The organism is Streptomyces sp. NPDC028331, assembly GCF_055565775.1.
On sequence record NZ_JBVHTR010000007.1, the window covers coordinates 225,483 to 248,251 of the forward strand.

16 protein-coding genes and 1 pseudogene are annotated in these 22,769 nt (G+C 71.1%); 8 read left to right on the forward strand and 9 right to left on the reverse strand.

Annotated elements, in window-relative coordinates:
- Positions 1-116: 116 nt before the first annotated feature.
- From sbnA to ACZ4SW_RS13040, 5 genes are all read right to left on the reverse strand, one after another.
- The gene (gene sbnA / locus ACZ4SW_RS13020) at positions 117-1,145 is read right to left on the reverse strand and encodes a 2,3-diaminopropionate biosynthesis protein SbnA (RefSeq protein ID WP_468241751.1); all 1,029 of its coding nucleotides are present in this window, start codon (positions 1,143-1,145) and stop codon (positions 117-119) included.
- 34 nt (positions 1,146-1,179) lie between these two features.
- The gene (sbnB, locus tag ACZ4SW_RS13025; RefSeq protein WP_468241753.1) at positions 1,180-2,247 is read right to left on the reverse strand and encodes a 2,3-diaminopropionate biosynthesis protein SbnB; all 1,068 of its coding nucleotides are present in this window, start codon (positions 2,245-2,247) and stop codon (positions 1,180-1,182) included.
- Entirely contained in the window at positions 2,244-3,248 is a 1,005-nt protein-coding gene (locus ACZ4SW_RS13030; protein WP_468241755.1) for a TauD/TfdA family dioxygenase, read from the reverse strand. The genes sbnB and ACZ4SW_RS13030 overlap by 4 nt, the downstream gene beginning before the upstream one ends.
- A gap of 90 nt (positions 3,249-3,338) precedes the next feature.
- The gene (locus ACZ4SW_RS13035; protein WP_468241757.1) at positions 3,339-6,602 is read right to left on the reverse strand and encodes a non-ribosomal peptide synthetase; all 3,264 of its coding nucleotides are present in this window, start codon (positions 6,600-6,602) and stop codon (positions 3,339-3,341) included.
- A 22-nt stretch (positions 6,603-6,624) separates the two neighbouring features.
- Positions 6,625-9,204: a Pls/PosA family non-ribosomal peptide synthetase gene (locus ACZ4SW_RS13040; RefSeq protein ID WP_468241760.1), complete on the reverse strand. Its 2,580-nt coding sequence runs from the start codon at positions 9,202-9,204 to the stop codon at positions 6,625-6,627.
- A gap of 407 nt (positions 9,205-9,611) precedes the next feature.
- On the opposite strand from ACZ4SW_RS13040, the gene ACZ4SW_RS13045 reads away from it, so the two are divergent.
- Positions 9,612-9,827 (forward strand): Beta-galactosidase C-terminal domain, encoded by a 216-nt coding sequence (locus ACZ4SW_RS13045; protein ID WP_468241762.1) that lies wholly within the window; start codon positions 9,612-9,614, stop codon positions 9,825-9,827.
- Positions 9,828-9,870: 43 nt separating this feature from the next.
- Here ACZ4SW_RS13045 and ACZ4SW_RS13050 read toward each other — a convergent pair whose 3' ends face one another.
- Positions 9,871-10,383 carry a MarR family winged helix-turn-helix transcriptional regulator gene (locus ACZ4SW_RS13050; RefSeq protein WP_468241764.1) on the reverse strand — a complete coding sequence of 171 codons (513 nt, stop codon included), beginning with the start codon at positions 10,381-10,383 and terminating at the stop codon, positions 9,871-9,873.
- A gap of 145 nt (positions 10,384-10,528) precedes the next feature.
- Here ACZ4SW_RS13050 and ACZ4SW_RS13055 point away from each other — a divergent pair, with 145 nt between their 5' ends.
- A complete protein-coding gene (locus ACZ4SW_RS13055) occupies positions 10,529-11,047 on the forward strand; it encodes a YceI family protein (protein WP_468241767.1) in 519 nt (172 codons plus the stop codon).
- A 252-nt stretch (positions 11,048-11,299) separates the two neighbouring features.
- Here the strand turns inward: ACZ4SW_RS13055 and ACZ4SW_RS13060 are convergent, their stop codons facing one another.
- Entirely contained in the window at positions 11,300-11,779 is a 480-nt protein-coding gene (locus ACZ4SW_RS13060; protein ID WP_468241769.1) for a carboxymuconolactone decarboxylase family protein, read from the reverse strand.
- Between the two features lie 122 nt (positions 11,780-11,901).
- On the opposite strand from ACZ4SW_RS13060, the gene ACZ4SW_RS13065 reads away from it, so the two are divergent.
- From ACZ4SW_RS13065 to ACZ4SW_RS13090, 6 genes and pseudogenes are all read left to right on the forward strand, one after another.
- Complete coding sequence (locus tag ACZ4SW_RS13065) at positions 11,902-12,903, forward strand: pirin family protein (protein ID WP_468241771.1); 1,002 nt, start codon at positions 11,902-11,904, stop codon at positions 12,901-12,903.
- An 11-nt stretch (positions 12,904-12,914) separates the two neighbouring features.
- Positions 12,915-13,253 (forward strand): GNAT family N-acetyltransferase, encoded by a 339-nt coding sequence (locus ACZ4SW_RS13070; protein ID WP_468241773.1) that lies wholly within the window; start codon positions 12,915-12,917, stop codon positions 13,251-13,253.
- Between the two features lie 298 nt (positions 13,254-13,551).
- Complete coding sequence (locus ACZ4SW_RS13075) at positions 13,552-15,303, forward strand: pyruvate dehydrogenase (protein ID WP_468241775.1); 1,752 nt, start codon at positions 13,552-13,554, stop codon at positions 15,301-15,303.
- Positions 15,304-15,490: 187 nt separating this feature from the next.
- On the forward strand, positions 15,491-16,462 hold the full coding sequence (locus tag ACZ4SW_RS13080; RefSeq protein ID WP_468241777.1) for an alpha/beta hydrolase: 972 nt from the start codon (positions 15,491-15,493) through the stop codon (positions 16,460-16,462).
- An 8-nt stretch (positions 16,463-16,470) separates the two neighbouring features.
- A pseudogene (locus ACZ4SW_RS13085) lies at positions 16,471-16,581 on the forward strand (alpha/beta hydrolase); the annotation flags it as partial.
- Positions 16,582-16,826: 245 nt separating this feature from the next.
- Positions 16,827-17,750 (forward strand): NADP-dependent oxidoreductase, encoded by a 924-nt coding sequence (locus tag ACZ4SW_RS13090; RefSeq protein ID WP_468241780.1) that lies wholly within the window; start codon positions 16,827-16,829, stop codon positions 17,748-17,750.
- A gap of 85 nt (positions 17,751-17,835) precedes the next feature.
- Here ACZ4SW_RS13090 and ACZ4SW_RS13095 read toward each other — a convergent pair whose 3' ends face one another.
- A complete protein-coding gene (locus ACZ4SW_RS13095; protein ID WP_468241782.1) occupies positions 17,836-20,001 on the reverse strand; it encodes a glycoside hydrolase family 36 protein in 2,166 nt (721 codons plus the stop codon).
- A gap of 144 nt (positions 20,002-20,145) precedes the next feature.
- Positions 20,146-22,767: a LamG-like jellyroll fold domain-containing protein gene (locus tag ACZ4SW_RS13100; RefSeq protein ID WP_468241784.1), complete on the reverse strand. Its 2,622-nt coding sequence runs from the start codon at positions 22,765-22,767 to the stop codon at positions 20,146-20,148.
- Between the last annotated feature and the right edge of the window lie 2 nt (positions 22,768-22,769).

The window sequence follows — 22,769 nt, forward strand, 5'->3', positions numbered from 1 at the left end:
GCGGCAGGCCGGTCGGCCGTGACCGCCACGCCCGGCGCCCGGCCGCGCCCCCTCGACCCGGCGGCGGCCGGCTGCGGAGCTGGCAACCCCCCACCGGAGCGGCGGGCGCCGCCGTGCTACGACTTCCGCCGGCGGCCCGACGTCCGTGTCATGGGCTCCCCTCTCTCGTGGGAACCGGCGGCCATCTCCTCGGAGTCGAGTATGTGTTCGCCGTACAGGTCGTGCAGCCAGTTGGCCTGGTAGATGGTGTCGAGATAGCGCTCGCCGAGGTCCGGTGCGATGGCGACCGTGGTGAGGTTCCGGGTGTCGTGCCGGGACAGCCAGTCCATGGCGCCGCTGACCACCGTCCCCGTGGAGCCGCCGAACAGGAACCCCCGCCGGGCCAGACGGTGGCAGGCACGGATGGTGTCCGCCTCCTCGACCCGGATCACCTCGTCGACGTACGACTCGTCCAGCAGCGGCGGGCGCATGCTCATGCCCAGACCGGGGATCATCCGGCGGCCCGGCTCGCCACCGAAGGCCACCGATCCCACGGCGTCGACCGCCACGATGTGCACCGGCCGGTGCCACTGGCGGAAGTAACGCGCGCAACCCATGAGAGTCCCGGTGGTGCCCGCCCCGACGAACAGCACGTCGAGACGGGGGAACTGGGATGCGATCTCCGGAGCCGTCTTGCGGTAGTGCGCCCGCCAGTTGCCCGGGTTGGTGTACTGGCTGAGCCACACGTACCGGTCGTCGGCGGCGCACAGCGCGCGGACGTACTCGATCCGCGCGCCGAGGAACCCGCCGTTGGCGTCGAGGTCGGAGATGATGTGCACCTTGCTGCCCAGGGACTCCATCAGCAGCCTGGTCGACAGGTTGCACCGGGAGTCCGTCACACACAGGAACCGGTAGCCCTTGCTCGCGGCGATCATGCTGAGCGCCACGCCCAGGTTGCCCGACGAGGACTCGACCAGGATCGAATCCGGCGTCAGGAGCCCGTCCCTCTCGGCGGTCTCGACCATCTCGGTCGCGGCCTTCAACTTGATCGAACCGGCGAAGTTGAAGCCCTCGCACTTCAGATAGAGGGGGCGGCCGAGGATCGACCGCAGGTCGACGTAGAGCTGGCTCTCGTTGAAGGCATGGGGAGCGGAGATGACAGGCACGGTGGCCTCCTGATGCCAGGACTGAGGGATACCTTCAGCCGTAGCGGCGCAGATCGTGGAAGAAGTGGTCGATGAGGTGGAGGTGTCCGGAGCGCGCCACTTCGTCGTAGACGTACTTGCCGACGGCGAGGTCGAGGACGCCGAGCCCGAACGGCGAGAAGATCACCGTCCGGTCGTCCGGCAGGGTCACCCGTCCGGCCATGACGTCGTCGAGGGTGCCGTCGAGGAAGTCGCGGCCGCCCGTGAGCTTCTCGGTCAGATGGGGAGAGGTGTCGGCTTTCAGACAGTGCTCGACGTCATCGACGACGTTGGCGGACGCGAGCAGGACCTCGGGAGCGAGGTCGCGCAGGGACACGTGCAGAACCAGGGGGTGGTGGGAGAACCAGGCCGGGTTCGAGACGTGCGGAGTGCCGGCGACGGTGGCGAAGACGACCAGGTCGCTGGAGCGGATCAGCGCCTCGGCGCTGTCGTGGACCGTGACCTCGCCGCCGGTGCCCGCCTGTTCGAGGTAACCGCGGAAGCCGGCGGTGCTGTCGGCGGACAGGTCGTGCAGGCCGATGGCGTCGAAGGTCCAGCCGGTGCCGGCCAGGAAGGTGTGGATGTAGCGGGCGATCAGGCCGGTGCCGAAGAAGCCGACCCGGGTCGGGCGGGACCGCCCGCGGCTGAGCCGGTCGGCCGCCAGCGCGGCGGACGCCGCCGTCCTGGTGGCGCTGATGATGGAACTCTCCAGGCAGGCGAAGGGGTACCCGGTCTCGTGGTCGTTGAGGATGAGCACCGCCGAGGCCCGGGGCAGTCCGGACGTGACGTTGGCCGGGAAGCTGGAGATCCACTTCATGCCGTCCACCCGGTTCGGGCCGCCGATGGAGGCCGGCAACGCGATGATCCGGGAGGTGGGGCGGTCGGGGAAGCGCAGGAAGTACGACGGGGGATTGACCGAGTCACCGGCGCCGTGGAGCCGGTAGGTTGCCTCGACCAGTTCCACGATCTGTTGTTCGCGCCCTTCGAGGGCCTGCCGCACCTCGGCGCCGGAGATCACCGCGAAGGTGGGCTCAGCCGTGGGGCCGGGTGCGGGCTGGGCGGTGGGGGACGACAGGACGGTCATCGCCGGGTCACCTCCGGGGTCGGGCAGCAGTCGGCCAGGCGGCGCGGCTCGGCCATGGCGACCAGCACCTGGCGGTCCCCGGTGTAGGCCTCTCTGCTGTGTGCGGTGCGGATGTTGTCGACCAGCATCACGTCGCCCGCCTGCCAGGGCTCGCGACGCGTGTGCTGCTCGTAGACGGTGTTGAGCAGGTCGACGATGTCCTCGCCGATGGGACTGCCGTCCCCGAAGCGGGTGTTGAACGGCAGCCCGTCCTCCCCGTACTCGTCCACCAGGTACTCGCGCACTTCGGGCGCGAGCGTCCATTCGTTGAGGAAGGCGATCTGGTTGAACCAGCAGCGCCGTCCGGTGACCGGGTGCCGCACCACGGCGGCGCGCCGCTGCCGGGTGCGCAGCGACCCGTCGGGCCGCCAGTCGGCGTCGATGGCGTTCTCGCGGCAGTAGCGCTCGATGGCGTCCCGGTCGTCGGTGCCGAACGACTCCGTCAGGGACGCCCCGATCTCGTCGTTGTAGCTGCGGGTGAGCAGCCAGCCCTCGCGCTCGAACCGTTCGCTGATGTCGGCCGGCAGCGCCCGCAGCACCTCTTCCGCGTCGGCCACCGCGGTCGCCCCGCCCTGGCCCGGCGCGGTCAGGCACGCGAACAGCATCAGGCCGGGACACTCCAGGGTGTAGCTCAGCTCGTGGTGCATGCACATCGGCTGGTTGGCCGGCCAGGTCGCGGAGGAGTACAGCCCGGGCCCGTGCGTCTGCCGGGGGGCGAAGGCCTCCCGTTCCGTCATCAGCTCCCCGGCCAGCGCGGTGAAGACGGCGCCGGCCTGCCCCGCCTCCTTGAGTCCCAGGCCGCGGACGAGCAGTGCGCCGTGCTCGGCGACCCGCGCGCGCAGCGCTTCCCGGTTCTCGGCCGCCCAGCGCGCCGCGTCACCGGCGGCCTCGACGCGCAGGATCGGCGGTCTGCCCGGCTGCAGTGCCACCTCGGGCAGCGAGGCCAGGGACGATGACGACATCTCGGTTCTTCCTTTCGCTCGCCTCGCGGAGAGGCCGACGGGGAGACGGGGACTTGACGGTTGGACTGGGGCTGACGGATGGACGGGGGCTCACCCGGAGGGCAGCAGTTCGGTCGCGCCCAGGACGGCCTGCGCCGCCCCGTCCGGGCGGGTGCGCGGGAAGTAGTGGCCGCCGTCCGGCAGTTCGCACAGCTCCACGTGCTCGGCCAGCAGCTCCCACTCGCGGTACCGGTCGCGGTAATCCGCCGTGTGGGGGTCGTCCGCGGCGACGACCACGGTGACCGGCGTGGACAGCCGCACGGCGGGCGGGGCTTCCAGGGCGTCGGCGAAGTACTGGTGCGCACCGATGCAGTCGTGCCGGTAGGCGGCGCCGACGTGCTCGGCGTGCTGCACGCTCAGTTCGCCCAGCTCCGTGTAGCCGCTGTCCGCGCTCAGCCGGGCGGCGATCTCGGCGTTGCCCCGCTGCGTCAGCTCGGTGACGGCGGCGCGCCGCTCGGCCGCCGTCCCGAGCAGTTGGGCACCGAGGAACACCCGCGGCACGTCCACACCGCGCTCCCGCAGCCTCCTCGCGGTCTCCAGCGCCGGCGCGGTACCCGAGGAGTGGCCCCACAGCATGACCCTGGTCAGGCCACGACCGGTGATCTCGGCGACGACCTGCTCGGCCACCTCGGCGATCGGCGCGAACGGCTCGCTGGTGGCGGCCAGGTCGTGACCGGGCAGTTCGACGGCGTACACCGCGGGCCCGGCGTCCGCCAGGGCACCGGCCATCGGACGGAAGTTGACCGCGTTGCCGCCCGCGTAGGGGAAGCAGACGAGGGCGCACTCCGGCACACCGTCCGGCTGCGACAGCGGCTGCAGCAGCTCCGGGCGCTGGGGGACGGCGCCGTCCAGGAGGGCGGCGAGGTCGGCGAGCACCGGGTGCCGGGTGATGTCCTTCAGGGACACCGCCCGGTCCAGGGCGATGGTGAGCTTGACCGCCGACAGGGAGGTACCGCCCGAGTCGAAGAAGTGGTCCTGCCGGCCGATCCGGTGCTCGGGTACGCCCAGGAGATCGGCCCAGGTCGCCGCAAGCTTCCGCTCGGTCGGGGTGCGCGGGGCACGGTCCTGCACCCCGGCCCGGTCGCCGTCCGGGGCCGGCTCGGTCCGTTCGGCGAGCGCGGTCAGGGCCTTGCGGTCGATCTTGCCGTTGGCGGTCAGCGGCAGGCTGTCCTGCCAGTGGAAGGCCGTCGGGACCATGTAGGCGGGCAGCGCGGCGCCCAGCGTCTCGCGCAGTGCCTCCGTGTCCTGGCGCCGGCCGGTGTAGAAGGCGATCAGGTGCGTGCTGCCACCGGCCAGTTCGGCGGTGACCACGGCGCCGTCCCGCACCCCGGGCACCCGCAGCAGCGTGTTCTCCACCTCGCCGATCTCGATGCGGAAACCGCGGATCTTGACCTGGTTGTCCCGGCGGCCCAGGAACTCCAGCTTGCCGTCGGGATGCCAGCGCCCCCAGTCACCCCCCAGGTAGAGGCGCTCGCCGGGCCGGTACGGATCCTGCAGGTACGCCTGACGGGTCCGCTCGGGATCGTTGACGTACCCGCGCCCCACGCACACCCCGGAGAACGCGATCACCCCGGGGGCGCCCAGCGGCACCAGCGAGAGATGCTCGTCGACGACGTAGACGCGCACGTTGCTGACGGGACGCCCCAGCAGCACCCGTTCGGGTACCCGGTCCAGGACCTCGTGGTTGGTGTCGTCGGAGGTCTCGGTCAGCCCGTAGGCGTTGAGCAGTCGGATCCCCGGCTGGATCGCGAACCAGCGCTGCACCAGTTCCCGCTTCAGGGCCTCACCGGTCACCGACACACACGTCAGGTCCGGCAGTTCGCGGGGGTGCCGCTCCAGATACGACACCACCACCTCCAGGTAGGAGGGCACGACCTGGACGACCGCGACCCGGCCGCGGACCAGGGTGTCGACGAACCGCTCGACGTCCACGACCACGTCCTGTTCGACCAGCAGCGTCCGCCCGCCGACCAGCAGTGCGGCCAGCAACTGCCACAGCGAGATGTCGAAGCACTGCGGGGCCGTCTGCGCCACCACCCGCCCCTGGCCGATCTCGAGGTCCTCGATCTTGGCGTGGAGGTGGTTGAGCATGCCCGCGTGCTCGCACATCGCCCCCTTGGGCTCGCCGGTGGAGCCGGAGGTGAAGTAGATGTACGCCAGTTGACCGGCGCTCACCTCCAGGCCGAGGTCGTCCTCGGCGTGCTCCTCCGCGTACGCCGTCTCGACCAGCAGCTTCTCGACGCCCGGCAGCGTGGCCAGGGCCCGGTCGAGGGTGTCGGTGCTGCCGGACTCGGTGAGCACCAGCCGGCACCCGGCACGCGACAGCGTGGTGCCGATACGGCCCGCCGGGAAGTGCGGCTCGATGGGCAGGTAGACGCCTCCGGCCTTGAACACCGCCAGCACCGAGGCCAGCCAGTCGAGATCGCGTTCGGTGACCACCGCCACGACGTCCTCGCGGCCGAGTCCACGGGCCAGCAGGGCCCGGGCGAGCCGGTTGGCGCGCGCGTTCAGCTCCGCGTACGTCCACCTGCGCTCGCCGTGTACGGCGGCCACCGCCTCGGGGTGGGCCCGCACCCGCTGCTCGAACAGTTCGTGCGCCCGAATGTCGGGCAGGGCCCGGTACGGTCCGGCCAGTCCTTCGAGCTGGTACCGCATCTCCTCCGCCGACAGCAGGCTCTGCCGCGCATGCCCGGCGTCCGGGTCGGCCGCGATCAGCCGCAGCGCGGTCAGGTGGTAGCCGCCGATCCGGGCCGCGCACGCGGCGTCCAGGACGTCGGTGCGGTACCGCACCCGCATCACCGGCCGCCCGCCCCGGTCACCGAAGTCCACGGCCAGCACCGTGTCGCCGGCCGGCTCGTACCCGGCGCCCGTGGGGTCCAGGACGACCTCGTACGACGGCCCCTCGAGCCCCAGCTCCCGGCGCAGCGCGTCCACCGGGAACTCCCGGTGTGCCAGCACCCGGGCCTCGACGCGGTGAGCGCCGAGCACCAGTTCGCGCCACGACCCCGGGTCGACCGCCAGGCGGCACGGCAGCGGCCCGCCCGCCACCCCGGCGGCGTAGCCCGTCACCACCTCCCGCTCACCGGACAGCGCGGCCAGCACCTTGGCGTGCGCCGCCAGCAGCACGGAACTCACCGGCACGCGCAGGTCGTCCGCCAACCCGCGCACCGCTGCGGCGACGTCGTCCGGCAGCACCGTCACGTGCTCGGCCGCACCCGCCGCCGGCTCCCGCACCCAGCGGGGTACCGCGGTGAAACCGCCGGCGGTCAGCACGCCGCGCCAGTACTCCCGGTCCGCTTCCACGAGCGCTCCCATCGATCGGCCTTCCTGAAGTTGCTCAACCCGCCGTCCGCGCGGCGCCGTTCGCCGAGGACGTGCCTGCCTGAGCCGTCGAACCGCCGACCGGCGCAGGGGGCAGCTCGGCGGCGGGGTTTCCGCCCCACAGGGCGTTCGGGGGGACTTCCTCGCCCTTCATGAGGAAGGAGTCGGGTGCCAGGACGGCGCCGTCGCCCATCGTCACGCCGTAGTGCACATGGGCGCCGACCCCGAGGGTGCAACCGGCACCGAGCGTGGTCCGGTCGGACTTGAAGGTGCCGTCCTCCTGGGAGTGGCACTGGATCTTGGACCCGACATTGAGCGTGCAGTCGTCACCGATGGCGGTGAGCGTCCGCTCCGTCACATAGCAGCCGTCGTCGAAGACCCTTCTGCCGATGCGGACTCCCTGAAGCCGCCAGACCAGGCTCTTGAAGGGCGTCCCGTTGAACACGTTCAGGTATTTGTCCGGCACCTTCCACAGGCGCTCGTGCCACCAGAAGTACGGGTCGTAGATCGAGCACAACCGGGGGCTCAGCGGACGGAACCGGGCGACGCAGCGCTCCACCAGGATGAAATAGGCGGTGGTGAACCCGAGGGTGAGCGCCAGATAGCCGGAGATCACCGCATACCCGAGTACGCCGTACAGATCGACGGTGGCGAGAGCGAATGCGGTGAGGACGAAGGTGTGCAGCCACCGCAGCAACAGGAAGAGAGCCATCGAGCGGAGGTTGTAACGGTTCTTCGCGCCGAGTCGGCGGCGCAGTTCGTCACCGGCCCTGAAATGGTCGAACCGGGTGTCGCGCTCCACCGTCCGGGGAATCTCGAAGCACGGCGACCCGAGCAGCCCGACGCCTTCACGAACCTCGCCGTCGAGGGGAACCATCACCTTCGTCGCGAGCAGGCAGTTGTCGCCCGTCCTGGCCCCGACCGGAAAGACGATGTTGTTGCCGAGGAAATTACGCGCTCCGATGGATGCCCGGGACACCCGGAAAGACGTGTTCGAAAAGTCCGCGTTCACCACGGAGAGACCGTCGGCCACCATCGTTCCGCTGCCGACGGTGACCAGATACGGGGTTTCGTGCAGCACCTCCGTACCGAAGTTCGAGCCGGTCTGCTCCACCCGGGACAGGTCGTATCCGAGACCGCGCAAATAGTGCACGATGTAGGAGCTGTCACCGAACAGCCAGGTGAAGAACTTGATGTTCGTCAGGGCCGCCACCACCCGGTGCGCCGCGTACTGGAAGCTGTAGAGCGGATACACCGTGTCGGGTTTGACGACCAGACGCAGCACCCGCGGCGCGGTGTACAGCACGGCGAGGCCCACGACGAGGAGGCCGAAGAACAGCACGGCGGACACGACCAGCGACTGGACGAAGAACGCCGGCGACGTGATGTCGACGGTGTCCGGGTCCAGCCGGTCGCCGAGCGCCGGAACCTGGGTGAACACCATGTACACACCGCCGACGGCCAGCGGTACGTACAGGAAGAAGAGCTGGACCAGGGAGAAGAAGCCGAAGCAGAAGCGGCGCAGCGTGCCGCACCGGGCCGGCGCGACCCTGACGTAGTCGAGGTCCGTGGGCTGCGCCGGGGATCCGTGCCAGCGCTCACCGTCCCGGATCGTCTGGCCGCGGTGGAGGGCGGACGCGTGACCGAGCTGAGCCCCGTCTCCCATCGACGTGTCGATGTCGAGCACGGTCTTCTCGCCCACGAACACGTCCCGGCCGAGCGTGACCCGGCCGGTCTGGATGCGCCCGGCGTGCGCCCGGTAGCAGAGGAAGAACGAGTCCTTGCGGATCACCGTTCCGGCGCCGATGGTGAGCAGGTCGGTGCAGACCGGCACGGAGCGGGAGAGGATCGTCACTCCCTTGCCGATCCGCGCGCCGAGGGCCCGCAGGTACAGGACGTACAGCGGATTGCCGACGAAGAAGAGCATCGGGTTGGCGTGGAGCAGCGCCTTGACGAGCCAGAAGCGCAGATAGGCAAGGCCCCAGACCGGGAACTCGCACGGCTTCCAGCGGCCGATGAGGATCCATTTGGCCGCGATCGGGAACGCGCACAGGGCGATGAAGCACATCCCCCCGAACAGGAACGACCGCAGGTAGGTGTCCGCCAGATCCGGTCCGTCGCTGATCCAGTCGTAACCCTTGGCGGTGACGAGACCGGTGACGATGGAATAGCCGAGAAAGCACAGCAACTGGAGTGCGCCGCACAGGACGTAACGCGGGGTGCTCCCCGGAGCCGGTGCCGGCATCCGTGCCGGTGGTGCCGTCGGCGTGGGGGAGTCCGCGGGAGCCGGTGCGGCGTCCGCCAGGGCCGCCGCCAGAGAGCGGACCGTGGGGTGCCGGTAGATGTCCTTCATCGACACGGACGGAAGGTCCGGGCGCTTCCTGACCCGTGCGCAGAACTGGGCCATCACCAAGGAGTTCGCACCGAGATCCTCGAAGAAATGACTGTCGGACGATACGCTTTCGACGTCGATGACCTCGGCCAGAACTTCGGCGAATTTCCTCTGGATGTCCGTCGCCGGTCCGGCGCCGCCATGCCGGGCGATCGAGGGTTCGTCCTGACCGAGGACCAGTGCCTCGGCAGACTTGTCTACCATTCACGCTCCTTGAGGAAATCCGACAACTACCGGCCACGGATGACCGGTCCGGTGCCTTCCGTGCTCGGTATTGCCCGGACCGAGCAATCCGGAAGGCCCGGTGTCGCGCGCTCTTATCTGATCACGGGACCACGCGCTTCAGTTTGTGTCGGGCGTACTCAAGTTGCCACTCGTATTCGATCGCGACGAAACGACAGTAGCGCTGAACAGGGCAGTGTTCCCCGTGCCGTACCCCGGTGGGGTGAGTGACAAGTCACCCGTATGGGGGTTCACCCCGGCGGGGCGTGGCGGTGACGCCGAAGGGGGGATGGTGAGGAGCCGCCGAGGTGCCGGCCGGGGCGCCCGGATCGGTCCGACCTCGGGCGTGCGGCTCGGTCCGGCAGGCATCCGCCTCGGCTCGGCCCCGGGTGGTCCTCTGGCGGGACCTGCCGTCGTCCGTCACCGCGACCACCGGGGCCTCTCCCGGCGGCCGCCGGGTCCACGTGGTGCACAACTGGAGCTGGGAGCCCGTCTCCGTCGCCGCCCCGACCGGTCTGACCGACGTGCTGGACCACGGCTCCGTCGCGGCGGGTACCACACTGGAGCTGGGGCCCTGGGACGTGCGGGTGTTCGTCGGCGACTGAACGACGCGACCGGCGCGCCGCAGCGGACGCCCGCGAACGAGACCTACGAAGGGGACGTCCGCGGGTGTCCGTCTTCGTCGGGGGTGTGCGGCCCCTGGGCGAACAGGCCGCTCAGAGCCGCGCAGTGGTCCGGGCCGATGATGCCGGCCAGGGCCTGGGCGACGGCGGGGCCGTTCTCCGCGAGCAGCCGCCGGCCCTTGTCCGTGAGGGTGAGCGCGATGCCGCGCCGATCGCCGCAGACCGACTCACGGCTGACGAGCCCCATGTGGTGCAGACAGCCGACCTGGTAGGTCAGCCGGGTCTTCGGGCGGCCGAGGAGTTCGGCGATCCGCGTCATGCGCAACGTGGTGCCCGGCTGGTCCGCGAGCAGGCACAGCACCAGGAACTCGTCGTGCGAGACCCCGAGGGCCTTCTTGACGTGCGCGCGCAACTGCTGCTCGATCGCTCCGGTGGCGGCCACGACCCGCATATACCTGCGCAGGTCGTCCGGCAGCAGTCCGCTCCCGTCCGCCGGCGCGTCGGCGGACGAGGCGGCGGGAGAGGAGTGATCGGCCATGCGCCCAGGATAACAGTGCTCCAAATCTGAACGACCTCGCCGCTGAACGATGGTCCAAATTCGAATCACCTGCTACGATGCTGTCCAAATTTGGATGACTGGTGGCCGTCCCTTCGGCCACCCCCGCCGCCCTCAGGAGACCCCCATGACCACCGCAGCAGTCGAAACCGGCCTCTTCGTGCTGGACTCCGCCGCCTCCACCGTCGCCCTGAAGCAGAAGACGATGTGGGGCCTGGTCACCGTCAAGGGCACCTTCACCTCGGTCACCGGCCAGGGAGAGGTGCGCGCGGACGGCACCGCCACCGGCACGGTCAGCCTGGACGCCGCCTCCCTGGACACCAAGCACGCCAAGCGCGACGCGCACCTGCGCACCGACGACTTCTTCGCCACGGACCAGTTCCCCGCCATCGTGTTCGAGGTACTCGAGGCGGCCCGCGGCGGCGACGGCACCGTCACCGTGCGCGGCCGGCTGACCGTACGCGGCATCACCCGGCCCCAGACCGTCACCGCCACCCTCACCCAGGCCGGACCCGACGCGGTCACCCTGACCACCCGGTTCACCGTGGACCGCACCGAGTTCGGCCTCACCTGGAACCAGATGGGCATGATGCGCGGCCTGACCACCGTCGACGCCACCCTGCGCTTCCAGCGCACCTCCGCGTGAGGACGGGCGCCCGCCGGGCCGCCGGCTCCAGGGGCGTCGCGGTCCGGTCATGACGTGCCTCCCGCAGTGCGCAGCCGTGAACACCCGGCCGACGCCGGCGGCGGGAAGGGGACGGGTTGACCGGGGGACGGGTTGAGCGGGAGGACGGGTTGACCGGGAGCGCACGGGGTGGTGCCCGTCCGCGCACCGGGCGCACGGTGGCCGACGGGGCCGGGGGCGGTCCCGTTCGGAGGCGACCGCCCCAGGGACCGTCTACCGGTGCCGTACCGGGTGCCCGCTCATCACCGAGACCCGGTTGAAGGCGTTGATGGTCACCGCCACCCAGATCACGGCCGAGATCTGGTCGTCCGTGAGCACCTCCCGGGCGGTCGCGTACGCGGCTTCCTGCGCGGCGGCGTCGGCGGGGTGCGTGGTCGCCTCGGCGAGCGCGAGCGCCGCGCGCTCGTCGGGCGTGAACAGGTCCGTGTCCCGCCAGGCCGCCAGCACACCGAGTCGCTGCGGGGTCTCATCCGCGCGCAGGGCGGCGTTGGTGTGTACGTTGAGGCAGTACGCGCAGGCATTGATCTGCGACACGCGCAGATTGACCAGTTCCACGAGCGTCCGGTCGAGCCCCGCCTCGGCGGCGACCGCCCGCACGGCTTCCGAGGTCCGTACCAGCGCCTGGTAGGCAGCCGGGCTCTGCTTGTCGATGAAGATCCGCTGGTTCGCGGACCCGGTGGTGTGGGTGCTCACCCTGGGACTCCTTCCGGAGCCGCCGGGGACTCCCTCGCTGTTGGTGTGCGCCGCGCCGCCGCCCTATGATCGGGCGTGCTAGTTGAATATAGAACAAATTGCGGGCTGGGAGGCGGTCCACGGTGAGCAATGTCGAAACCGAACCGACGGAGTTGCGCTGCGGCGCACCGGTGGACGGCCGGCGGCCGGCCACCACGCCGCGGGTCGAGGTACTGACCCCGCGCGACGTGCCCCTGGGCGGCCCGCGGGCGATGAGCGTGCGGCGCACACTGCCGCAGCGTGCCCGGACCCTGATCGGAGCCTGGTGCTTCGCGGACCACTACGGGCCCGACGACGTCTCCGAGACGGGCGGCATGGACGTGGCCCCGCACCCCCACACCGGGCTGCAGACGGTGAGCTGGCTGTTCAGCGGCGAGATCGAGCACCGCGACAGCCTGGGCAGCCACGCCTTCGTACGGCCGGGCGAGCTGAACCTCATGACGGGCGGGTACGGCATCAGCCACTCGGAGGTCTCCACCCCGCGGACCACGATCCTGCACGGCGTCCAGCTCTGGGTGGCGCTGCCGGACGAACACCGTGCCACCGCGCGGGACTTCCAGCACCACGTCCCCGAGCCCGTACGGATCGACGGGGCCGAGATCAGGGTCTTCCTGGGATCCCTCGCCGGAGTCACCTCGCCGGTGCGGACCTTCAGCCCCCTGCTCGGCGCCGAGATCGTCCTCGCGCCCCGCGCGACCGTCACACTCGCGGTGGACCCCGGCTTCGAACACGGCCTCCTCGTCGACCAGGGAGACGTACGCCTCGCCGACGTCCTGCTGCACCGCGCCGAGTTGGGCTATGCGCACCCGGGCACCGGCACCCTGACCCTGGCGAACGAGTCGGACGGCACCGCACGGACGGTGCTGCTCGGCGGAACTCCCTTCGAGGAGGAGATCGTCATGTGGTGGAATTTCATCGGCCGCAGCCACGAGGACATCGCGAAGGCCCGCGAGGAATGGCAGAACTCCTCGGACCGTTTCGGCGCCGTGGAAGGGTATGCGGGAGACCGACTTCCCGCGCCCGCCCTGCCGAACGCCGTCATCACACCGCGCAGAAATCCGTCGCGTCACCGAACCTCATCCTGAAGGGCACCCCCATGAGCCAGTCTTCCGCCGCTCCCGTCGTCGAGCGGAGAGACGCCGAGAACCGCTACGAGATCCTGCTCGACGGTACGCGCGCCGGGCTGACCGCCTACCGCGACCGCGGTGAACAGCGGGTCTTCTACCACACCGAGGTCGACGACGCCTTCGCCGGCCAGGGCCTGGCCTCCCAGCTCGTCCAGCAGGCGCTCACCGACGTGCGTGCCGCCGGGAAGCGGATCGTGCCCGTCTGCCCCTACGTGGCCAAGTTCCTCAAGAGGCACGAGGAGTTCGCCGACATCACCGACCCCGTGACGCCCGACGTCCTGAGCTGGCTGGACACGCAACTGGGCTGACGGCCCACCCCCGGCCCGGCCGCCGCCGGTGCCGCCGAGCGCGCCACGGCCCCGCACTCCCGGCCGCGCACGGCGGCCGCGGCGGCCGTCCGCTCCCCCTTCGGCAGGGCCCCTTCACCGACGGCGGACCAGAACCGGCACCGGTCCGTCGTCGAGGAGTGCGCTGCCGGAACCGGTCTCGTGCACTGACGGACAAGTGCCGCTCACCCGCGCTCACTACGGTCGTCCGGGCGCGACGCGGGCACCGCCGTGCCCGCGTCGGCGGCGCCCGCCCCCGAGCACGCAACCGAGGAGTGCCATGCCCAAGCAGACCATCGCCGAACAGTACGTCGACCTGATGGCCCGGGCCGGTGTACGCCGTATCTACGGGGTGGTCGGGGACAGCCTGAACCCCGTGGTCGACGCCGTCAGACGGCACGGCGCCGTCGAATGGGTCCAGGTCCGGCACGAGGAGGTCGCCGCGTTCGCCGCCGGGGCCGAGGCCCAGCTCACCGGCCGGCTGGCCGCCTGCGCGGGCTCCTGCGGACCCGGCAACCTCCACCTCGTCAACGGCCTCTACGACGCCCACCGTTCCATGGCGCCGGTCCTCGCCCTGGCCGCCCACATCCCCAGCGGTGAGATCGGCACCGGATACTTCCAGGAGACGCACCCCGACCGGCTGTTCGCCGAGTGCAGCCACTACTCGGAGCTCATCTCCTCGCCCCGCCAGATGCCGCGCGTGGTGCAGACGGCGATCCAGCACGCGGTCGGCCGGCGCGGCGTCTCCGTGGTGGCCCTGTCCGGCGACACCGCAGCCGAGAACACCCCGGACGCGGCGCCCGAGCTCGCGATGCCCCTGGACCTGCCCGCCATCCGCCCGAGCGAGCAGGAGGTGACCCGGCTCACGGAGCTGGTGGACGCCGCCGAACGTGTCATGGTGTTCTGCGGGCGGGGCGTCGCCGGCGCCCATGCCGAGGTGATGGCCTTCGCCGAGAAGGTCAAGGCACCCGTGGGCCACGCCCTGCGCGGCAAGGAGCACATCCAGTACGACAATCCGTACGACGTCGGCATGTCCGGCCTGCTCGGCTACGGAGCCGCGTACGACGCCATGCACGAGTGCGACCTGCTGCTGCTCCTCGGCACCGACTTCCCGTACACCGACTTCCTGCCCCGCCACGTGCGGACCGTCCAGGTCGATGTGCAGCCCGAGCGGCTGGGCCGGCGCACCCAACTCGACCTCGCCGTCTGGGGAGACGTCCGCGAGACCCTGCGCTGCCTGACCCCGGCGGTCGCGGAGAAGCAGTCGCGCCGCTTCCTCGACCACATGCTGGAACGGCACGCCCACGCGCTCGAAGGCGCCGTGAACGCCTACACCCGCAATGTCGACAAGCACACCCCCATCCACCCCGAGTACGTCGCCGCGGTGCTCGACGAAGAGGCCGCGGACGACGCGGTGTTCACCGTGGACACCGGCATGTGCTGTGTGTGGGCGGCGCGTTACCTCACGCCGAACGGGCGCCGCCGCATCCTCGGCTCCTTCGTGCACGGCTCGATGGCCAACGCACTGCCCCAGGCCATCGGCGCGCAGTTCCTCGACCGGGGCCGACAGGTCGTCTCCCTCTCCGGCGACGGCGGCTTCTCCATGCTCATGGGCGACTTCCTCACCCTCGTCCAGTACGGGCTGCCCGTGAAGGTGGTGGTCTTCAACAACTCCTCCCTCGGCATGGTCGACCTGGAGATGATGGTCGACGGACTGCCGCCGCACGCCACGACCTACCCGCACACCGACTACGCGGCGATCGCCACGGCGGCCGGCGCGCGCGGCATCCGGGTGGAGAAGCCCGCCGAGGTGCGCGACGCGCTGCGCGAGGCCTTCGCCCACGACGGACCGGCGCTGGTCGACGTCGTCACCGACCCGGCCGCACTGGCCGTCCCGCCGAAGATCACCGCCGAGCAGATCAGCGGCTTCGCGCTGTCGGCGAGCCGGACGGTCCTGACCGGCGGCGTGGGACGCATGGTCCACCTCGCCCGGGCCAACCTGCGCAACATCCCGCGCCCCCAGGGGCGGTGACCGGCCGGCCGCCGGCCGCTCCGGACGACGGCCGTGCGCTGTGGGCACAGCAGTCGTGCGCGCAGCGTCAACCGCCGCCCACGCGGCGGTTCTACGGTGACGGTCAGCGGCACCGGAGTGGTCAGCACACGAACCGGGTCGTTCGCCGGCAGGACCGGCGCCCTGCACGCAATCCGAGGAGTCTTCCATGTCCGATGCCGTCGCGCCGGTCCAGCCGGTACTGGAGCCGGCCGCAGCCGCGTTCGCCGAGGCGACCGCCAATCCGCCCTACCTCTTCGACCTGCCCCCGGCGGAAGGGCGCAAGGCCGTCGACGAGGTGCAGTCCGGCGACATCGACAAGCCGGCGATCGACGAGGAGTGGATCACCGTGTCCGGCGGTCCGACGGGCAGTGTCCGGACGCGCATCGTCAAGCCCGCCGGCGCGACCGGAACGCTCCCGGTGATCGTCTACATCCACGGCGCGGGCTGGGTCTTCGGCAACGCCCACACCCACGACCGCCTGGTGCGTGAACTCGCCGTCGGCGCCGACGCCGCGGTCGTCTTCCCCGAATACGACCTGTCGCCCGAGGCCCGCTACCCGGTCGCCGTCGAGCAGAACTTCGCGGTCGCCCGGTGGGTCGTGGAGGAGGGCGCGTCCAAGGGCCTGGACGGGTCGAAGCTGGCCGTCGCCGGCGACTCCGTGGGCGGCAACATGACCGCCGCCCTGACCCTCATGGCCAAGGAGCGCGGCGGCCTCCCGCTGGTCCAGCAGGTGCTGTTCTACCCGGTGACGGACGCGAGCTTCGACACCGGCTCCTACCACCAGTTCGCCACCGGATACTTCCTGCGCCGGGACGGCATGCAGTGGTTCTGGGACCAGTACACGACCGACGAGAGCGAGCGCGCCCGGATCACCGCGTCCCCGCTGCGGGCCACCACCGAGCAGCTCGAGGGCCTGCCCCCGGCCCTCGTCATCACCGCCGAGGCCGACGTGCTGCGGGACGAGGGCGAGGCGTACGCCAACAAGCTGCGCCAGGCCGGAGTTCCGGTCACCGCCGTGCGCTTCCAGGGGATCATCCACGACTTCGTGATGCTCAACGCCCTGCGCGGGACCCACGCCGCCGAGGCCGCCATCACCCTGGCGGCGCGCACGCTGCACGCGGCCCTGCACACCACCTGACGCCGGGGAGACACGGAGACATCGTCGTCGAGCTGGAAGGCGCGTCGCACGCGGTCGCCGTGTCGCGGCCCAAGGAGGTCGCCGACCTGATCCGGGACGCGGTCCGCGCGACGGGCTGACCGGCCGGCCCCGGCGGCCGCGCGAACGCACTCCCCGTACCGCGTCCGCGCGGCCGCACCACGAGCGAGTCGTGGGGCCCCCGCGGCCCCGGCATCACCGCCTGCCGCCCTGGGCGGTACGGCGGGCGGCCCGCGTCCCACCGTGATCCCACCCGTCGTCAGCCGCGGGGCGGCCGTGTGTCCTGCACACCACCTGGCGCCGGAAGTCGCGAAATGGTCACACCCCGACGCCTATGGTGTCTGTTATGCGCGCAATCATCGTCAACCGTTACGGCGGCCCGGAGACCCTGGAACTGACCGAGACCGACGACCCCAAGGTCGGGCCCGACTCGGTGCTCGTGCGGGTGAAGGCCGCCGGGGTCAACCCGGTGGACTGGAAGATCGTCGCCGGTTACCTCGACCCGATCATGTACGTCCACTTTCCCTTCGTCCCCGGATGGGATGTGGCGGGCGTCGTCGAGGCGGTCGGCCTGGACGCCTCCGAATTCTCCGTCGGCGACGAGGTCTTCGGCTACGTCCGCAAGGACGAAGTGCAGCACGGCACCTATGCCGAGCTGGTGGCCGCGCCCGTGCGCACCCTCGCCCGCAAGCCCGCGTCGCTGAGCTGGCAGCAGGCGGCGGGCGTCCCGCTGGCGGGGCTCACCGCCTGGCAGTCACTGGCCCGGGTGGGGGTCGCCGAGGGTGACACGGTCCTGGTCCACGCGGCGGCCGGCGGCGTCGGGTCCTTCGCCGTGCAGATCGCGGTGGCCAAGGGAGCACGGGTGATCGGCACGGCCGGCGAACACAACCACGACTTCCTGCGGTCCCTGGGCGCGGAACCCGTCACCTATGGGGACGGCCTGGCCGATCGGGTGCGGAAGCTGGCACCGGAGGGCATCGACGCGGCGGTGGACTACGTCGGCGGTGACGCGGTCGCCGTCTCACGGGAACTGCTGAAGGACGCCTCCCGCCTCGCGTCGATCGTCGACCCCGCGGTCACCGAGCACGGCGGGCACCACGTGTGGGTCCGGCCCGACAGCGCGGATCTCGCGGAGCTCGGCCGACTCGCCGACGCCGGCAAGCTCGGCGTCCACATCGAGCACGCCCTGCCGCTGGCCGAGGCCGCCGAGGCGTTCCGTCTCAGCATGAGCGGGCGAACCCGAGGCAAGATCGTGCTCGAGGCCGACTGACCGGCCGTCCCCGGCAGGGACCGGAGGCGGCAGCGTACGGGGACCGCCCCGCGGCTGCCGCCTCTCAGGGCCCCGGCCGTGGAGTTCATCCGCTGGGGGACGACGAGGCCGGATCGAGACGCAGCAGGACCGCGGTGTTGAGGCGGGGCAGGGACACCGTGAGGGTTCCGTCGGCCGCGTCCCAGCTCGCGGTGGCGCCGGAGTCGGCCGGGTACAGCACCTCGGGGCGCAGGCGGCTGCCACGCAGGTGCGGGATGCGGACCCCGCGGACGTCGCTGTCGGCGTCCTGCGGAGCCGCTCCGTCGGGGACGCCGCTCCGACCGTCCCCGATCGGCTCGCGACGCCAGACCGCGAGGTACGTCGCGGACTCCCCGTGCAGTCCGTAGGCCAACCAGGGGTCCTCCCACCCGGGAAGGCCGAGCGGCCAAAAGGGGCGGGCGCCGCTGATCTCCGGCCTGATGCGCTTGTACAGCTTGATGCCCGCACCCACGAGGGCGGCCTGTTCCTCGTCCATGCGGTGCAGGAAGCCGGAGAGGTGGACGCGGCCCAGAAGGGCGGTGGTCATGGTGAAGGCGATCTCGTCGAGGCCGAAGTGCGGCTGGGGGTAGGCCCAGACGGCTGCCTGTTCGGGGGTCACCGCGGTGGCGGCCGCCGCCGCGATGGGCGGGTAGCGCAGGGGATCCTGCTGGTCACTGGTGGACTGCACCTGGGCCACCGCCAACTGGGCGTAGTCCATGCGCAGCCCTCCCGAGCCGCAGTTCTCCAGGACGAGGCCGGGGTGCCGGTCCAGGAGGGAGGTGAGCCAGTCGAGATGTGCGCGGTGGTGCCCGAGCAGGCCCGCGCCGGCGCTCTCGGTGCCGTTCTCGGTGCCGGGGCCGACGTTGATGTTGTAGTCGAGCTTGAGATAGCCCACGCCCCATTCGCCCACGATCCGGTCGACGACGCGGTCGAGGTGGGCGCGGGCGGCGGGGTGGCGCAGGTCGAGGTGGTGGCGGCCGTGCTCGGTCACCCGGACCCCGTTGCGCCTGAAGAACGCCTCGTCCGGCAGGGTCCGGGCCAGTGGGCTGCGTACGCCGACCACCTCGGGTTCCAGCCACAGTCCGGGTGTCATGCCGTGCCGCCTGACGGCGTCGAGAACCTCCTCGATGCCGCCCGGAAAGCGGCGCCCGGCCGGTTCCCAGGCGCCCACCGCGTCCCACCAGCCCTGGGCGTCGTCGTCGTACCAGCCGGCATCGATGACGAAGACCTCCGCGCCGGCGGCACCGGCCGCCTCGATGAGCGGCAGGAGCTTCTCGGTGGTGGGGTCACCCATCAGGGTGTTCATGTAGTCGTTGTAGATCACGGGGAGTGCCGTGTGGTCCGGGTGGGCGCGACGGATGCGGCGGCGATAGGCGGTTAGTTCACCGAATGCCGCATCCAGGCCGCCGGTCCCGGTGTGGACCAGGACGGCGGGCACCGTGCTGAACTGCTCACGCGGGGCCAGCGTCTGTCGCCACTGGTGATGCGGGTCGTCCGGTCCGAACAGGGCGAGGTAGGCGGCGCCCTCGCGCTCCCCGGTCTCGTAGCGCCAGCCGGCACTGGACTCGATCTGCCAGAGCCAGGCGCCCCCGCCGCCGTCGGTGAGCGCGGCGACCGGCAGGTGCCGGCCCGTCGACCAGGAGCCCTGGGAGTGGCGCTCGAAGCAGCCGCGGCCCTCGTGGCCGTGGGCGGCCCTGTTCAGCGAGACGACCTGGTCGCGGAACGGGGCCTGCCGCCAGCGGCATTCGGCGAGCCAGTCGTTGTCCGCCCAGTGCAGGGTCAGGCCGTCGAGGCCCTTCGCCCGGTCGGTGATCCCGCCGAGCGTGAGGGTGGAGACACTCTCCAGGTGCAAGGGGGCGTCGCCCTCGTTGAGCAGACGGACCTGCGAGCGCAGGAAGCCCGCACCCGGAACGGTGCTGAGGGTGACGTCGGCGGCGAGTCCGGTTTCGGGGTCGGTCAGCCGGATCGTGGTGCGCCGCCACTCTCCGTCTTCGGCCTTCTCGTGGTCGCGGAGGACCAGGCGGCCGCCGACGGTCGTCTCGATGAAGCGTTCCCCCGACCAGGCTCGTCCGTGCCCCGTGAGGATCACCTCGACGAGGGGGACGAGGGAGTCCCCCGCCTTGCCGTCGGCGGTGAGTCCGACCGACCCCGAAGGGTCCGCCACGGCGCGCAACCCGAAGGCTTCATCACTCCACAGCGGGGACTCCTGGGAGATCTCGACAGCAGGTGTCAACGCGATTTCCCTTCTGGAACAAGTGATCGTTCCGTGGTCCGACACGGGTCGGACTGGCCGCACGACCGGACGGAGCCCGGGAGCAGGCGGGCTGAAGCGCTGCCGTGCTCCCGGGCGATGGCCTGGCGTTGCCGGAGTGGCGTATCAGGTCAGGGTGAGCTCCAGGACGGTGACGGAGAGCGGGGGCAGAGTGCTGGTGAAGGAGGCCGCGGCGCCGGTGACGGTGCTGGTCCTGGGCACCAGGGTGGTGGGTTCGGTCAGCGTGTTGGTGGTGGTACGTGAGGGTCCGGTCAGGACGGTGGCGGTGGCGTTCCTCTTGACGCCCTTGGCCAGCCCCTTCAGTTCGACCGGCACACTCACCTTCTCCGTCCCGCAGTTGACGATCGCGAGATAGAGGCGGTTGCCGGAGCGGGTGGCGACGGTGGCGACGGCGGGCAGTGCGCGGGCGGAGGCCGGCAGCACGGTGCTGCCCAGCCTGCTCGTCAGCATGTGCTGCGCCCAGTAGCTGGGCGAGACATAGCTGGTGAGGTTGTCGTAGGCGATCAGGTTGGTCGCCCAGACGTTGTTCTTGACGTGGGAGAAGAGCGGCGCGTAGCACTCCATGAGGACCTGGTCGGAGTTGCGGATCAGGCCGGCCAGCCATGCGGCGTCGCCCAGCGCGGCGTTGAGGTCGGGTGTGGGACGCCCCTCCTGCGCGGCCCATTCCCCGACGAAGACCTTCGTCGAGTTGCGGTCCCGGCTGTCGTACTTGTGGGTGGCGGCCTGGGCGGCGGACGGCGCGAGGTAGTAGTGCTCGTCGATCAGGTCCGGCTCGCGACTCGTCACCGGCGTCGTGGCGATCAGCTTCAACTGCGGGTACTTCGCCTTGATCGCGTCGTGGAAGGCCGCGTAGCGCTCCTCGTACGACCCGGAGCGGTCGAAGAAGTCCTCGTTGCCGATCTCCACGAATTCCAGTGGGAACGGCTTCGGGTGTCCGTCGGCGGCCCGCTTGGCGCCCCACGTGCTGGTCACGGAGCCGGTGATGTACTCGATCTCGTCCAGCGCGTCCTGGACGTAGGGCTTGAGCGCGTCGCCGGTCACGTGTTCGCCGTTCAGCGCGTACCCGGCGAAGACGGCGAGCACCGGCTGGGCGTTCATGTCCTCGACCCATTCCAGGTATTCCAGCAGGCCGAGCCCGTCCGTGGACCAGTAGCCCCAGGCGTCGTCCATGTGGCCGGGGCGCTCCCAGACCGGACCGATGGTGTTCTTCCAGTTGAACCTGGTGGCGATCGTGTTGCCCTCGACGAAGTTCCCGCCGGGGAAGCGCAGGAACTTCGGCTTGAGAGCGACCAGTTTCTCCATCAGGTCGATGCGCAGTCCGTTGGGACGGTTGTTGTAGGTGGGTGGGAAGAGGGAGACGTGCTGGAGCCAGAGGGTCTCGCCCGCGGCGGCGGGATCGGCGGTGGTGACGGTCAGTCTCGCGTCACCGGTCACGGGGGCACCCGCACCGGTGCGCAGGGTGAGCTCGAAGGGGCGGTCGGGGAACGTGGTGCCGACGTGGGGCACATGTGCGGAGGCGTACACCGTCGCGCCGTCCGCCGACTCGACGCTCACCGTGAGGGGCCCGATCCGGCGCGATGCCTTGGCGAACAGCCGGGCCGTGTAGGTGGTTCCGGGCCGCACCGGTATTCCCCAGAAGCCGTCATTGGCGACCCCGGCCCGGTTTCCGGCCCCGGTGCCCGTCGGCAGCACGACCTTGAGGGAACGCTTGAGCGCGTCGTTGAGGGGAGTGGCGGTGTCGAGCGCGAGAGTCGTCCCGCCGACGGCGGACCAGTGAACCGGCGCGGTGTCACTGGCCATCATCGAGCGGTTCTGCACGAGTTCGGCGTAGATGCCTCCTTCGCCCGAGTGGTTGATGTCCTCGAACATCAGACCGGGAAGGATGGGGGACACGGCGTGCGCGGGGTTGGCGACGTCCACGCTCAGCAGCGGTGTCGTGGTCTCCACCGGCACCCCGGCCAGCGCCGCGACCTGGTCGGCGGTGAGGGCGGACGGGAACATCCACACGTCGTCGATCAGGCCGTGCCACTGGTCCACGTGCCCGCCGCCGTAGAGGGCGCGGCCGATGGCGGTGGCGCCGCTGCCGGCCCAGCCCGCCGTGTAGGCGGTTTCCCCTTCCAGCACGCCGTTGACGTAGAGGCGGGTGACACCGGCTGAGGGGTCGCTGACGCCGACCAGATGGGTCCAGACGCCGGTGGCGGGGGCGGAGGCGGCGGCCGCCACGGCGGCACTTCCGGTGGCGTCCCCGTTCAGCCGGGCGAAGGCGAAGGTGCCGGTGTCGTCGCGCAGCCCGAGGTAGAAGGCGCTGACGACCTTGCCGTCGATGCTGACGGCGGTCTGGTAGCCGCCCGTCTGGGCGAGGTTGACCCATGCGGCCACCGAGAACGCCTTGGAGGTGTCGAGGGCCGGCCCGGACGCCGTGGCGTTGCCGCCCGCCTTGAGGTTCAGGCAGTGGGCGCCGACCTTGCCGGTGTCCCAGGCGGCCGCGTCCTGGAGGACCGCGGTGCGACCGTTGCCCGAAGAGTCGGCGGCCGAGGTACCGGAGCCCTCGTCGAAGGTCCAGTGCGCGGCCGCGGCGGGGAGGTCCGCGGCAGGGGCGTCCGCGGCGGCGCCGGAGCGCTCGGCGGCCCGGGCGGGGGCGGAGGCGGCGAAGGTCCCGGCGAGGGACGCGGCGCCGAGGGCGGCTGTGAGGACGGTCCTGCGGGGCAGCCCGGCTTCTGAAGACATGT